General features: G+C 33.4%; 16 protein-coding genes and 1 pseudogene. 7 read left to right on the top strand and 10 right to left on the bottom strand.

What is annotated here, in order from left to right; genetic code table 11:
* Positions 1–433: 433 nt before the first annotated feature.
* Positions 434–715 (bottom strand): LCI fold-containing protein, encoded by a 282-nt coding sequence (locus K5S59_RS27085; protein WP_000473842.1) that lies wholly within the window; start codon positions 713–715, stop codon positions 434–436.
* A 403-nt stretch (positions 716–1,118) separates the two neighbouring features.
* On the opposite strand from K5S59_RS27085, the gene K5S59_RS27080 reads away from it, so the two are divergent.
* Positions 1,119–1,229 carry a YjcZ family sporulation protein gene (locus K5S59_RS27080; RefSeq protein ID WP_000540371.1) on the top strand — a complete coding sequence of 37 codons (111 nt, stop codon included), beginning with the start codon at positions 1,119–1,121 and terminating at the stop codon, positions 1,227–1,229.
* 474 nt (positions 1,230–1,703) lie between these two features.
* Here the strand turns inward: K5S59_RS27080 and K5S59_RS27075 are convergent, their stop codons facing one another.
* Entirely contained in the window at positions 1,704–2,093 is a 390-nt protein-coding gene (locus K5S59_RS27075) for a hypothetical protein (protein ID WP_000940657.1), read from the bottom strand.
* 292 nt (positions 2,094–2,385) lie between these two features.
* Between K5S59_RS27075 and K5S59_RS27070 the strand changes: the two genes are divergently transcribed.
* Complete coding sequence (locus K5S59_RS27070; protein ID WP_098258520.1) at positions 2,386–2,937, top strand: DUF4352 domain-containing protein; 552 nt, start codon at positions 2,386–2,388, stop codon at positions 2,935–2,937.
* Between the two features lie 192 nt (positions 2,938–3,129).
* Here the strand turns inward: K5S59_RS27070 and K5S59_RS27065 are convergent, their stop codons facing one another.
* The 3 genes from K5S59_RS27065 to K5S59_RS27055 all read right to left on the bottom strand — a co-directional run bounded on the left by K5S59_RS27065 (position 3,130) and on the right by K5S59_RS27055 (position 4,561).
* Positions 3,130–3,480 carry an SH3 domain-containing protein gene (locus K5S59_RS27065; RefSeq protein ID WP_000946188.1) on the bottom strand — a complete coding sequence of 117 codons (351 nt, stop codon included), beginning with the start codon at positions 3,478–3,480 and terminating at the stop codon, positions 3,130–3,132.
* A gap of 182 nt (positions 3,481–3,662) precedes the next feature.
* Positions 3,663–3,875: a DAK2 domain-containing protein gene (locus tag K5S59_RS27060; RefSeq protein ID WP_098873382.1), complete on the bottom strand. Its 213-nt coding sequence runs from the start codon at positions 3,873–3,875 to the stop codon at positions 3,663–3,665.
* A gap of 179 nt (positions 3,876–4,054) precedes the next feature.
* The gene (locus tag K5S59_RS27055) at positions 4,055–4,561 is read right to left on the bottom strand and encodes an RrF2 family transcriptional regulator (protein WP_001200335.1); all 507 of its coding nucleotides are present in this window, start codon (positions 4,559–4,561) and stop codon (positions 4,055–4,057) included.
* A 210-nt stretch (positions 4,562–4,771) separates the two neighbouring features.
* Here K5S59_RS27055 and K5S59_RS27050 point away from each other — a divergent pair, with 210 nt between their 5' ends.
* Entirely contained in the window at positions 4,772–5,413 is a 642-nt protein-coding gene (locus tag K5S59_RS27050) for an FMN-dependent NADH-azoreductase (RefSeq protein ID WP_001044352.1), read from the top strand.
* A 74-nt stretch (positions 5,414–5,487) separates the two neighbouring features.
* Here K5S59_RS27050 and dhaK read toward each other — a convergent pair whose 3' ends face one another.
* On the bottom strand, positions 5,488–7,239 hold the full coding sequence (gene dhaK / locus K5S59_RS27045) for a dihydroxyacetone kinase subunit DhaK (RefSeq protein WP_098873381.1): 1,752 nt from the start codon (positions 7,237–7,239) through the stop codon (positions 5,488–5,490).
* Between the two features lie 178 nt (positions 7,240–7,417).
* Here dhaK and dhaS point away from each other — a divergent pair, with 178 nt between their 5' ends.
* Both dhaS and dhaQ read left to right on the top strand, forming a co-directional pair.
* Positions 7,418–7,984, top strand: a complete 567-nt coding sequence (gene dhaS / locus K5S59_RS27040) for a dihydroxyacetone kinase transcriptional activator DhaS (protein WP_000204226.1) — start codon at positions 7,418–7,420, stop codon at positions 7,982–7,984.
* Between the two features lie 19 nt (positions 7,985–8,003).
* Entirely contained in the window at positions 8,004–9,002 is a 999-nt protein-coding gene (gene dhaQ / locus K5S59_RS27035; RefSeq protein WP_098258517.1) for a DhaKLM operon coactivator DhaQ, read from the top strand.
* Between the two features lie 161 nt (positions 9,003–9,163).
* On the opposite strand, the gene K5S59_RS27030 is transcribed toward dhaQ, so the two are convergent.
* The 4 genes from K5S59_RS27030 to K5S59_RS27015 form a co-directional block, all read right to left on the bottom strand.
* Positions 9,164–9,793, bottom strand: coding sequence for a LysE family translocator (locus tag K5S59_RS27030; RefSeq protein WP_120449612.1), 630 nt, complete (start codon positions 9,791–9,793; stop codon positions 9,164–9,166).
* A gap of 181 nt (positions 9,794–9,974) precedes the next feature.
* On the bottom strand, positions 9,975–10,628 hold the full coding sequence (locus tag K5S59_RS27025; RefSeq protein WP_098258082.1) for a DUF2306 domain-containing protein: 654 nt from the start codon (positions 10,626–10,628) through the stop codon (positions 9,975–9,977).
* 219 nt (positions 10,629–10,847) lie between these two features.
* Positions 10,848–11,483, bottom strand: coding sequence for a hypothetical protein (locus K5S59_RS27020; RefSeq protein WP_120449610.1), 636 nt, complete (start codon positions 11,481–11,483; stop codon positions 10,848–10,850).
* 140 nt (positions 11,484–11,623) lie between these two features.
* Entirely contained in the window at positions 11,624–12,274 is a 651-nt protein-coding gene (locus K5S59_RS27015; protein WP_000556872.1) for a VanZ family protein, read from the bottom strand.
* Between the two features lie 138 nt (positions 12,275–12,412).
* On the opposite strand from K5S59_RS27015, the pseudogene K5S59_RS27010 reads away from it, so the two are divergent.
* Positions 12,413–12,533 (top strand): annotated as a pseudogene (locus K5S59_RS27010) (IS3 family transposase); the annotation flags it as partial.
* A gap of 145 nt (positions 12,534–12,678) precedes the next feature.
* Positions 12,679–12,990, top strand: coding sequence for an ArsR/SmtB family transcription factor (locus tag K5S59_RS27005; RefSeq protein ID WP_000433539.1), 312 nt, complete (start codon positions 12,679–12,681; stop codon positions 12,988–12,990).
* The last annotated feature ends 118 nt before the right edge of the window (positions 12,991–13,108 follow it).

Below are 13,108 nucleotides of genomic sequence, written 5' to 3'. Positions count from 1 at the left end.
AGGTGGGTCTTATCTTTATTACACAATACCAAATTATGCTCTCATTTTTTTATAAAATTTATGCAATTATACATAGTTATAATAATTACACAAAATAAATATTACATGTAGTAAAATATAAATTGTGGATACATTCTATAAAGCAGATTCTTTTGAAAGGCGTAACATATCAATCATTGCAGAAGGTGTGGCGTCACTCTAATACTGATCTCAAATCTCTTGTATTTTGTAGACTAACAATCTGGTGTATATAGATGATTCTGTTTTATAGGATGTGTTTACATGTATAACAAAGGGATAATACGGATAGGTTTATATTAAATGAGCGTGGTTCAAGTCGGAGAAAGGCACCTTTAGGTGTCTTTTTTTTATGGAGGATCAGTTTAAAAACTAAAAATAAAAGAACCTCAATAAATGAGGTTCAAAAAATCTACTATTTTAAATTACCTTCGTAAAAAGCAACTCCATTTTGAACATGTTTTAAATACCACGTAATCGTTCCACCACAAACATTTTCATTAAAACTATTAGCATATACTCCATTTGAGTAATAAAGAGTTCTTTTGAATTTACCATTAGAATACTCATAAGGAATTGAGCATGTTGCTTGCTTCGGAGAGCTCACATCTTTTTGTATATCAGCTGAAGCTGACCCAATTCCTCCTGTTAATGCAATACCAGTTGCCAATAGCCCTACTACTAATTTCTTAAACATAATAAATCCCCCTTTAATAGTTTTTATAGCTTACAACTCAACTGTATCACTTTTGTAAATTATGTAAATATCTTGAATATGTAGAAATATTTATTTAATTTTTGGTAATATTGGGATTTTATTTTATCAAATAGAAAATAGAGGGAGTTAGAAAAGTATGTAACAATGCATAATAAATCAATCGGATATTATGATATACTCACAAAGAGCTGATACAAAATTTCTTTAGATTGGAAAACTAAAGTCTTATCTACCTAACAGGAAGGCGCCTAATGGCGTCTTTTCTATATTTTCAAAAGGACCTGCTCAATTCATTCTTTAAAACATAAGGTAAAGTGAACCCGTTAAAATCCATGGAATGAACCCTAGTTTTACCCTTTTATCTAAAGGAGGCACTATTGTTATGGGATATGGTGGTAGTTGCGGCGAAGGCTGCGGTTTCGCTGGAGGATTCGCTTTACTAGTTGTATTATTTATTCTATTAATCATTATCGGATGTAGTTGTTTCTGCTAAAAAACTATTAGAAAAGGTACCTATATATAGGTACCTTTTCTTTATGTGCCTTATTCATTATCGGGTTCCAAACTATTAACTACATTTTGTTTAGAATGTGGTGAGGTGAAATCATTTAGAGTGGAGAAGCCGGAGATATTTGAAGAGTAGAATAATACTAATTACATATTATAAAGATGTTTATTAATGATGGTAACATTCAAGCATTTCGCCCACCTTTAGAATTGGAATATTGAGTACTTTCATCTATAGGTGCTACTTCACTAGGAAAAATCCGTTCCTCTGTAAAGTTGCTTTCGAAATAATAGACACGAAATTTCATATAAAATGCAAATAAACAAGGAACGTATTAGTCGGTTCCTTGTTTATTTAGCTAAAGCAGACTTCTTTGGAGAACCCAAATAAAAGTTAAATCAACTCCTATTTAACTTTTCCCTTCAAATATATGACAGTAAAGAATACATCATCACGGTGTCAGCAAGCAAAAGTGTATTCTGCATTTCTAAAAACAGTAGATGGCAGATTGTGACCTGCTGAATCTGCTAAGAAAGAATATACAAGCACATCCTTAACATCATCTTTATTTCCACTAATGATGACATCAAGAAAATCTTCTATTTGGAATTCTGGCGTAAACAACACAATCTTAGTTGTTCTGTTCGGTTCTAAAGAAACAAAAGTACGAGAGATTTCAACTAATTCATTTTGAGTTGGGAAAGAAATGTTTCGACTTCTCTTAACAGTTACCGTTACATTACTAGTATGACAGCGTGAATCATTGTTTAACATAATGTTGAGAGCAGTTGGAATAATCCCATTTTCAGAAACTGGAACTCGAAACACTCCAGTAGATTTATGAGCCATATAATCACATCCTTTCAAAATAAAATATATTTACAATATATTAGATGCAAGAAACGTTCATTTTGATAGGGACAAATTATATGATTAATATATCTATAATAACCCTCGGTATTACTAAGACAATGATTTAAAAGATTAACAAATATCGTGAGACCCAATCGAATGTATATGAAAAGGAAAAAGAATAAGGCGTCTAAAAAATTACCTATTTTGAGCCAATAATGAGACATTATGTTAATCTTATATGTATAGTTGCACAAAATTGAGAAACTTAAGGAGACAGATTAATTTTATGAGAAAATCATTCATATTACTTACTTTCATTCTAGTATTAGTCAGTGTTACGGCTGCTTGCACACAAGATAAAAAAGATAGTGCCGTTGAAAATGGTCCAATAGAAGAACCAACCGCGAAAAATGAAAATGAAGAATTAATAAATTTTGAAGAAAAAGAAGATATGAGCCGCTTGGAACAAGGTATTTTATTAGTTGGTGAGAGTGTTAAGGGAGGCTATTACTTGACCGCCGTTCAAAATGCATATTTAAATGCTAGTAACGATTCCGTCATTGTTAATGTCTCTGTAAAAAATGTACGAGGTCAAACGATTGGACTATCAGAATTAAAATATAACTTAAAAGATGAAAAAGACGGAAAGGCCTATGAAGGAAAGGTGCTTGATCAAAACCCTTCTGATATACAAGTTAAACCAAATGAAACGGTAGAATTAAAAATAGCTTTTGAAGTGCCAAGTACCGCAGATGAATATATGTTGTATATTGAAAGCTCTTTAGATCCTCTAGGAGCACGCTGGAAAATCGATAAGTTGCAATCACAAAAAAACTAAGTCTCAAATAAGCAAAAAGCAATGAAAAATTTGATATAGATACAAATGAATAATATATAAACATAAAACCATCGATTTAATGAATCGTTGGTTTTTTTCAAAAAATGCTCCATTAAAAACTAGGAGACAAAAAAGAACTAATCCCTACAAGAGATTAGCTCAATACATCAAAAGCTATTATAGTACATAGTTTTATGAACAAACGTTATATAATGTTGTATGGGATACATAACCTGTCATCCCTTTATATGTAACTTTTAACCACTGTTTAGAATTACTGTAATGACCTTGAACATATTCACCAGTTACCCATGTTCCAGTAATTTTCGCACCATCATTAAATGTATGTAAGACAGGTGATCCAACAGTGTAACCACTGCGCATCTTTGCACCATATACACCTACCGTACCTCCCTTTGCACAAGCTGCTACTACAGTTTTATTTTCAGTAGTATTCGTAGCCGCGAAAGCAGAGCCGTTAAATGTAAACAAAGTAAACATAAAAGCTGTTAATAAAGTACAAATAGATAAGCGACGTAACAAAATAAATTCCCCCTTTTTTATAATTTATTTCTTCACAAACGATTATCTTAAATATTCTAACTATTTTCAATATATTAATGTTGAGAAATATTAGTTGTATTTTTGAAATAAGATTTTATCAAAAATAGTAACAAACTCATATTTTACAGAGAGAGCACCGAAAGAAGTCTTCTACATATCAACTATAAAAAACCTCCACCATAAGGCAGAGAGACTTTCAAACTACCCGCAATCTCCGTAAAGATGACCCCAAGTGCATGTGCACCTGCATCTGGATAGCCTAAACTTCTTTCACCAACTGTACCGGGGCGGCCCATGCGAGCTACGATTTCTTTCGTATACTCTGCTCCTTTTTCAAAGGGAATTTTCACTATGTTTAAAATATATGAACACATAAATTCACTTACTTTTTACGAAAATAAAATTGTATTGTTTAGAATTTTAATGTTAATCAATTTGAAACTTTACGAGTTAATTAAATGTGATATTTAAAGAAGGAATTTCTAATGAAGTACTCACATGATGGTATTAATGTTAAAAAACAAAAAAACTCTAACTAATTCGTCATGGCGATTTAGTTAGAGTTTTTTTGTTTGAAGTATTCACGAGTATCTACCCTTGTCTTTTCAGGTAAAACAATATCAAGTTCTTTATCTAACCATGCAAGAGTCTTTTTACGAAGAAACTCACGCATGTGTTCTTCTGCTTCAAGCATTACTAAGTTAATTGTACAAGAAGAATTGCTAGGTTCACAAGAATTACAAGCGTCGTCTCGATACAATAGACCATTCTGTACAATATTTTTACATTGAAAAATAGGTTTTGGACCTTCGACAGCTTCTATTACATCCCAAAAAGAGATATCTTCTGGAGACTTAGCTAACCTATACCCTCCCTTTACACCTGGGACAGAATTCACAATGTCAGCTTTAGATAATTTACCGAAAACTTTTGAAAGAAATGTTTCCGAAAGTCCTTGAAACTCTGCCAAATCTTTTATTCCAACACTTTCCTTAGAAGGAGTATTAATTAAATAAACTAGGCAATGCAAGGCATATTCAACCCCAACACTATATTGCATATACAAATCACCTGCTTTTTATTTTAAGGGTTATCAAATTGTATCTTAGGACCATTTAGAATTTTAGTCAAATAAAAAAAGGCTCTTTTAGAATAGTATGTATTTCATTTGACAAAAATAATTTCAGAGTTTATATTAAAGACCATATCAATCGACGATTAACTTAGTCGACAATTAAAACGTAAAAACTTTTAAAAAGGGGAAATACAAATGAACAAAACACTTATCATAAACGCACATCCAAAAGTGGATGATACATCATCAGTCAGCATTAAGGTTCTTAACCACTTTTTAGAATCTTATAAAGAATTAATTCCTAATAATGAAACGATTGAACAAATTAATTTATACGATGATGTAGTACCAATGATAGATAAAACTGTTTTAAGCGCATGGGAAAAGCAAGGAAATGGACAGAAGTTAACTGATGAAGAACAAAAAGTAACAGAGCGTATGTCCGAGATTTTACAACAATTTAAAAGTGCAAATACGTATGTTATCGTATTACCTTTGCACAATTTCAATATTCCATCAAAGTTAAAAGATTACATGGACAATATCATGATTGCACGTGAAACATTTAAATATACTGAAACTGGATCAGTAGGACTACTTAAAGACGGAAGAAGAATGCTTGTTATACAAGCAAGTGGAGGAATCTATACAAATGATGATTGGTATACAGAAGTGGAATACTCTCATAAATATTTAAAAGCAATGTTTAATTTCTTAGGTATTGAAGATTACCAAATCGTTCGTGCACAAGGAACAGCAGTACTAGATCCAAATGAAGTATTACAAAATGCGTATAAAGAAGTTGAAGAAGCGGCTTCTAGGTTGGCTAACAAATAAATTTTTTCACTGGAAGAATGGTGATTATAAATAAAGAACCCCTCCACCACAAGGCAGAGGGGATCTTCTCATTCCTATTTCAAACTACCCGCAATCTCCGTAAAGATCACTCCAAGCGCATGCGCACCTGCATCTGGATAGCCTAAGCTTCTTTCACCAACTGTACCGGCGCGGCCCATGCGAGCTACGATTTCTTTCGTATACTCTGCTCCTTTAACCGCTGCTTCTGCTCCTTTTTCGAAGGCAGTTTTCATGTCTTCTTCGTTTGAAGCGCTAGCTAACCAAGAGTCTACACATGGAGCAAGTGCGTCAACAAGTGTTTTATCACCAACTACCGCTCCTCTTCCGAATGATCTTTCTCCGATAGATTGTATACCTTGCAGAGCTGCTTGCAACACTTCAGCGAACTCTTTCACTGTTAACTCACGCTTCTCGCCCGCTGCTTTACTAGCTGCGCGGAATGCTCCGCCCCAAATTGGACCAGATGCGCCGCCGCAATGTTCCATAATAATCATGGAGCAACCGTCAAGGAATGATCCGATTGTTACGTTCTCTTGATCTACAATAGAATGCCACTCACGTTTTAATTGCTTAAATCCTTTTGCCACACTCATTCCGAAGTCGCCGTCACCAGCATGCGTATCTAACTCACAGAACGGTACTTCATTTTTAATAATAATATCGCTCATTTTATCAACGAGATAAATCATGTTGTTTAATGTAATGACATTGTCTTTAATAACAGCGTGCTCTTCCGCTGTTTCTATTTCAAAGGAAACTTCCTTCTCTTCTACTTCTTCAAGTACATTCACGTACTCCACACTTTCAACTGGTCCATCTACTTTAAACGCTGGTGTATTACACTCTTTCGATAGTAATGTTTTTAGCTCATCATCTAATTTCATTACTGTTAAAGACATACCAGCCATATCGATACTCGTCATATAGTTTCCGACGAATACTCTATTGATTTTAATGTTTCTAGCAGCTAATTCTCGCGTAACTGCGTTATTAAATAAGTAAAGTTCTTGCAGTGGTGTTCCGCCAAAACCGTTAACTAGAAGCGCAATTTCTTCGCCGTCTTTTACTCCTAAATCTTTTACAAGATCGTTTGTCATACGGTTCGCTAATTCATCCGCTGACAACATTTTTTCACGTTTAATTCCTGGTTCACCGTGAATACCTACGCCGTATTCCATTTCATCTTCCGCAAGTGTGAAAGTAGGTGATCCGCTCGCTGGAACTGTACAAGACGTTAACGCTAAACCAATTGTGCGCACGTTAGCCGCTGCTTTTTCTGCGACAGCTTTCACCGCTCCTAAATCCATCCCTGCTTCCGCTGCTGCACCGGCAATTTTATGAACGAGAATAACGCCCGCAACGCCGCGGCGTCCTACTGTATACAAACTATCCTCTACTGCAATATCATCGTCTACTTTTACGTAGTCAACTTCAATTCCATCTTCCGTCGCTAAATGCGCTCCGTTTTTGAAATTCATAATATCGCCGCTGTAATTTTTAATAATTAATAACGTACCTTTTTTACTAGCTGTTTCTTTAATTGCTTGATACACCTGAATTTGTGAAGGCGACGCGAACACATCTCCGCACACCGCCGCATCTAACATTCCTTTTCCGACTAGTCCTGCATGCGCTGGCTCGTGACCACTACCGCCGCCACTAATTAACGTTACTTTATTTTCGTTCATTTCTTTCTTCTTAATGACTTTATATTTTTTCAAAAGCTCAAGCTCTGGGTGAGCCATAACCATTCCGTTGCACATTTCCATTACTAATGTTTCTGGTTTGTTTATAATCTTTTTCATTGTGATTCTCCCTCAATTCCTTTAATATATTGTGATATATTTGAAATCTTCTTCTTACTGCTCATGTTAAAATGAAAGCGTTTTATAGTAAACGGACAAAATGGACAATCTGTCTAAAGACACCGCTCTCATTTGTAGGTAGGATTTTCATATTAATAACATTCTAGGGATGATCCACATGACCTCTTCTATAATTTCTAAAAAGATAATCGCGAATTCATTGAAGTATTTAATGGAAACAGAGTCCTTTCATAAAATATCAGTGAGCGATATTATGTTACACTGTCAAATGCGTAGGCAAACTTTTTATTATCATTTTAAAGATAAATTTGAACTATTAAGCTGGATTTATAGAGAAGAAACGAAAGAAAACATTATCGACTTTCTCGACTATGAAACGTGGGAAAATATTTTCGATTTATTATTTGATTACTTTTATGAAAATCAAAAATTTTACCGAAATGCTTTTAAAGTCATTGAGCAAAACTCGTTTAATCACTATTTATTTGAGCATACGAAAAACTTATATATGAAAATTATTGATGAATTATCTGTGAGCTGTGGATTCAGCCTTTCTAATGAGACAAAAAATACGATTGCCTCCTTTTATAGTCACGGCTTCGTTGGAACGATAAAAGATTGGATTGAAAGCAAGTGCGAAGTAGATCCGTCCATTATGTCTTCTCTCATGAAAAATATGATAAACAATCAATTACTACTATTACTGGAGCAATCTGCAAAGTAATTAAAGGGTGGCAAAAGCAATGAAAAAGATTATGAATGATGTACAAAATGTTGTTCAAGATATGATGCATGGCTTTTATTTTGAACATAACGACAAAGTAAATTACGACGAAACAAATAACATCATTTATGTAAAAGATATCGAAAAACTGAAACAAGACGTTGTCATTATAAGCGGCGGTGGTAGCGGACATGAACCTGCTGATATCGGTTATGTAGGAAAAGGTATGCTTACGGCGGCCGTAAACGGCAGTATTTTCACTCCTCCAACAGTGGAACAAATTATTGCAGCAACTCACCTCATGCCAAAAGATAAGAGTATTTTATTCATCATTAAAAACTTTAAAGATGACGTAGCGAATTTTCTAGCAGTAGAACACATCGCGAAAAAAGAAGGTAGAAAAATTGACCACATCATCGTAAATGACGACGTTTCAATTGAAGACGATGCTTCTTTTAATAAAAGAAGGCGCGGCGTCGCTGGTACTGTTTTCGTTCAAAAAATACTTGGTGCGGCCGCTCTTGAAGGTCACTCTTTAGAAGAACTAACAACACTCGGCCGTTCTATCACCGAAAATTTACACACATTAGGAGTCGCCCTTTCACCTGCAAACGATCCAGTGAAAGGAAAAGCTTCATTTTCATTAAACAACGATGAAGTCTTTTACGGCGTCGGCATTCACGGAGAAAAAGGATACCGTAAAGAGGCACTATCCTCTTCTGAAATATTAGCGATCGAACTAATGAACAAACTAAAAAGCATTTATCGCTGGAGAAAAGGCGACAACTTTGCCATTCTCATTAACGGATTAGGCGCAACTCCATTAATGGAGCAATACATTTTCGCAAATGACATTCGTCGTTTATGTGAACTAGAAGGCTTACAGATTACATTTGTAAAAGTTGGTACATTGCTAACTTCTTTAGATATGAAAGGTGTTTCGCTTAGTTTGCTTAAAGTAGAGGATTTGGATTGGGTGAAGTGGTTGAAGGAAAATACGGAAACTGCTAGTTGGTAATACAATTAAAGTATAGGTTGTTTCTTGAAATGAACTTTTAGATAACTCAAAATAACAAGCAAAAAGTCCCTTCAAAGTTAAAGGGACTTTTTAGTATGTAGAAATTAGCCTAAACCTAAGATTACATTTCTTGAAAGGGGGCATTTTTATGTTATTCAGGTTTATTGAGGAGCTTTTGTTTGAAGCAACTTTAACCCCATACCAATAAAAATCAGTCCTGTTATCTTATTTAGAATCATTCCTACCTTTTGGTTTCCTCTTAATTTTTCTGTAACATATGAAGAGAAATAAGCAACAAATAAACACCATAATAGTCCAGTTACTGTAAAAGTAAGTCCTAAAATGATAAAAGGCATAGGACCTGAAGCCTTTGTATCTATAAATTGCGGAAGAAACGCAATAAAGAATAAAGAGACTTTTGGATTCGTCAGACTTGTTAAAAGTCCTTGTACATATATCTTTCTAATGTTCAATTTATTGGATGAGGCCTGGAAAGCTACATTTGTCTTATCAAGTATCATTTTAATCCCTAAATATACAAGATAGATAACACCTATAACCTTAATAGTGTTAAATAGCACAATGGATTTTGTAAGTATAATAGATAAGCCAAAAGCAACCAACAACGTATGAACTAAAGAACCAGTAATAATACCAAAAACAGAATACACACCTGCTTTTCTACCTTGTGAAATACTTCTTCCCACAATATACATGGTGTCCGCACCAGGAATTAAATTTAATAAAATCCCTGTTAGTAAAAACACTTCATAATTAATAATACCGTACATTCTAGCACCTCTATCTAATTTTTTGGTGCCCTTATTGATATTAAATTAAATAGACGGAAAAAGAAAGTATTTTCTATTTATTCAATAAAATTAGTGGATTTTTGAATCTACAAACGAAATCCAGCTATTAAAAGATTCAATTACTGAAGAATTCTGCACTCAATATTACAGCAAAATCATATCAAAAATGTAAATTCTCATTTCCCTGGTACTTTCCTTTATTAAGTCTTTTTCTTATGAATAATTCTGCAACAATTAAATTAGGTACCCACGCTAACCAAGCAATAATAGCGTAACTAAGTTCAAACCGCTCTATTCCAAATAGAACGATAAACAACGGTAGCCAAATTCTTAATGTAACTGCTCCAAAGGTTAAAGAATAATTTCTAATCATCCAATTCCGATGGTCTTTAATTTTTTTATTCTTAACTCTATGTAACGCTTCATATGCTGATGTTAGCCAAAATACGGATAGCAAACCGAAACCTAGCTTCGCTACCAATCCTCCCGTAGCATAAAAGGATAAATATAGTCCAGAAACGCCTCCTAATAATATACCAACCATATAGATTCTCCCAACTATTCGATGACGGTTGATATTCCTTTCTCTAAATTTAGTGGATAATGTAAAAGGACCAATTACTAATGCTACTATACTAGTTGTAATATGTATAAATAGCATCATATACCAGAACGCACTTAATTTAGATCCAAACATAAGCTTCACTTTTACAAGCCCTGTTTGAAATCCATCCATAATAAAATATTGGACAACAATATAACTAGCTACTAAAAAAGCAAAACAAGTAACTACAAACCAAATTTTCCTGTTCAAATTTTACTGCCTCCTTATTACATGAAGGAATTAGATTATTCATTACTGTTCATTCTAGGGAAAAATAGAAAAGCCTTCTTTACTGATCTATTCGACACATTGTTTTTATAAACCGAATGACTTACATGCAACGACGAATAAAATATATGATATAAGAGCCTTCTTCATACATAAAAACCCTCAAGTATATCGTTCTATACTTGAGGGTTTACTCATCTCTCATTTTCTTACATCAATATTCAGCTCATCTGTAATCTGCTCAAGATGAAAAAATCTTTTTAAATAATGGATATCAGACCATTTCTCTTCCCCACCAATAATAAATAATTCTTGCGCATCATACATAAATGAAAAGCTTGGATAGAAACTGTCAGCCTTTATTTCAATCTCACCAGTACGATTACTGATAACCTTACAGTCTGCTGAATAGCTTAATAACGTATAGAGAGAATCTTGTGCTGATTGGAAGAAATACTTCATAAGTGTGGTTATATCATCACTATTAGTAATGAACACGTTAAAAAAGTTCGTATCCCTTTTCTTATTAGTAAAAACTAGCTCAAAATGGAGTTTATTCTCTTCTAAAAAACCTTCAATAAAGTCCCTACATAAATACGTTTCAAATAACATATACATAGGAATTTTTTTATTTGCACCTATCAATCCTTTAATGATTTCTTCGAATCCTGTATGCTGATTCCAATTTGTTCCCACCCCTATCATAATAGGACGATTTAAATAGATAGGATACGGTGATAATCCTTCATCTTTTAACATATACACTCTTTTTCCATCTGTATGAAGAGCTGGTTGATACTCTTTTAGTACGTATTGGGATAATTGAACATGTAACACATTTACACCTGCCTATCATGTCATACATAAACTATATCTATTAAATTAGAAAAAAGGATGAACCATTCGCATTTTACCGTGTTTAAGCGAGGAGAACTAGAATCATTTTATAAACGAAATCGCACAAGGGCATAATCACCTCACTGAAGGATGACAGGTCTTCCAAATAAAGCTGGATAATAAATGAACATCGCACCTACAAATGAACAAACTAAACAAAAAACAGCTTCGTATTTTATGACTAAAGAAGAGTTCGTATCAAGCTTTTTTTCCTCTCTTTTCAATATCAATTTAAATAACGCTGTATATAATACTTTATATAAGACATACCCAATAATTGCCCCAAGGGTATTCGTAAATAAATCATCAATATCCGTAATTCTATTATTTAATAATTGATTTAACTCAATTGCCAATGAAAAAAAGAATCCTGCACATACGGTGTTTTTCATTTTTCTAAACTGCGGCCAAATAGTCGGTAGTAAAAAACCTAACGGCATAAACAGTACAATGTTTAAAAGATACGTCGTACTACCTGCCGTATCAAATAGAGTCAAATTAATTTGATTTACACGAATCCACGTTTCATATCTACTTATATCCCATACAGTCGCGATTTGCGTCACCTTATACACGAGCGAAAGGTAGAACAGAAAAACATATACCCATAGAAAATGCCGAATAGATATAGTTCTTTTCGCTTTAACATAACATCCAATTTGAAATACAATACAAAACATAATAGTAAAAAAATAAGTATACAAATAACTCATCAAAACTCCTGTATGCATGTGGAATCCCCTAACTTTACATTTTCATCTATGACTTTGTTGTTTATAGGATAGGAGAAACTTTTAAAATAAAAAGTGGGGTAAATATAAAATTTTTCTTAAATCTTCACATGCAACCCTTGTAGTATATAACCATTTGAATCGTTTGTTCAGTTAACATGTGAAATTAAGAAATATATGACGTACTATAATCACTCTTGCTATCAATGGAATTTAAAGAAGATGACTCCTGTTTGCATACAGAAATCATCTTTTTTAGGTTGCCTAAATTTTTTTAGAATGCCCTTTACAAAGGGTACAGATCAAGAGCATCTTATTCCTATTCAAGGGGATCAACTATACCTTCTTCCATTAAAATCACTAAAACCCATTTACAAATCTATAAAAGTAGATATAATATCCTTATGGAACCTTTATTAATTTATAAAGCATTGTCAAATGAAACAAGATGTCAAATTTTATCATGGTTAAAAAATCCAGAAAACCATTTCGACGAAAAACCTTATCTAGAACAAGACCTTAACTTTCAAGTTGGAGTATGTGTAGGAGATATCCAGCTTAAAACTGGCTTAGCCCAATCGGTTATTTCTAGTTATTTATTAACTATGAAAAAAGCAGGCTTACTAGAGTCTGACCGAATTGGAAAATGGACCTACTATCGTCGAAACGAAAAAACAATACGAGAGTTTTCTGAATACGTCCAAAACGAATTATAAAATGAAAGCTAATAATTAATCAGCATACTAATTGATTTTTAGCTTTCACTCATTCTGCTTTTTTACAGGTATTCAATTACTTTTTATAAATTGCACTGCCTATAAAGTGAAACTTTAA

The sequence above is a fragment of the Bacillus sp. BML-BC051 genome (genome assembly GCF_019656175.1).
In the GTDB taxonomy this organism is placed as follows: Bacteria; Bacillota; Bacilli; order Bacillales; family Bacillaceae_G; genus Bacillus_A; species Bacillus_A mobilis.
Note: the sequence above shows the minus strand (reverse complement) of the source record. Positions and strands in the feature narration are given on the sequence as shown.

Bases quoted from the DNA above. Each gene is read 5' to 3' on its own strand.
- dhaS (WP_000204226.1), top strand. From the start codon at position 7,418: ATGACCTCTTCTATAATTTCTAAAAAGATAATCGCGAATTCATTGAAG.
- K5S59_RS27055 (WP_001200335.1), bottom strand. From the start codon at position 4,561: ATGCAATATAGTGTTGGGGTTGAATATGCCTTGCATTGCCTAGTTTAT.
- K5S59_RS27015 (WP_000556872.1), bottom strand. From the start codon at position 12,274: ATGCATACAGGAGTTTTGATGAGTTATTTGTATACTTATTTTTTTACT.
- K5S59_RS27080 (WP_000540371.1), top strand. From the start codon at position 1,119: ATGGGATATGGTGGTAGTTGCGGCGAAGGCTGCGGTTTCGCTGGAGGA.
- K5S59_RS27005 (WP_000433539.1), top strand. From the start codon at position 12,679: ATGGAACCTTTATTAATTTATAAAGCATTGTCAAATGAAACAAGATGT.
- K5S59_RS27070 (WP_098258520.1), top strand. From the start codon at position 2,386: ATGAGAAAATCATTCATATTACTTACTTTCATTCTAGTATTAGTCAGT.
- K5S59_RS27085 (WP_000473842.1), bottom strand. From the start codon at position 715: ATGTTTAAGAAATTAGTAGTAGGGCTATTGGCAACTGGTATTGCATTA.
- dhaQ (WP_098258517.1), top strand. From the start codon at position 8,004: ATGAAAAAGATTATGAATGATGTACAAAATGTTGTTCAAGATATGATG.
- K5S59_RS27050 (WP_001044352.1), top strand. From the start codon at position 4,772: ATGAACAAAACACTTATCATAAACGCACATCCAAAAGTGGATGATACA.
- K5S59_RS27030 (WP_120449612.1), bottom strand. From the start codon at position 9,793: ATGTACGGTATTATTAATTATGAAGTGTTTTTACTAACAGGGATTTTA.
- K5S59_RS27075 (WP_000940657.1), bottom strand. From the start codon at position 2,093: ATGGCTCATAAATCTACTGGAGTGTTTCGAGTTCCAGTTTCTGAAAAT.
- K5S59_RS27060 (WP_098873382.1), bottom strand. From the start codon at position 3,875: ATGTGTTCATATATTTTAAACATAGTGAAAATTCCCTTTGAAAAAGGA.
- dhaK (WP_098873381.1), bottom strand. From the start codon at position 7,239: ATGAAAAAGATTATAAACAAACCAGAAACATTAGTAATGGAAATGTGC.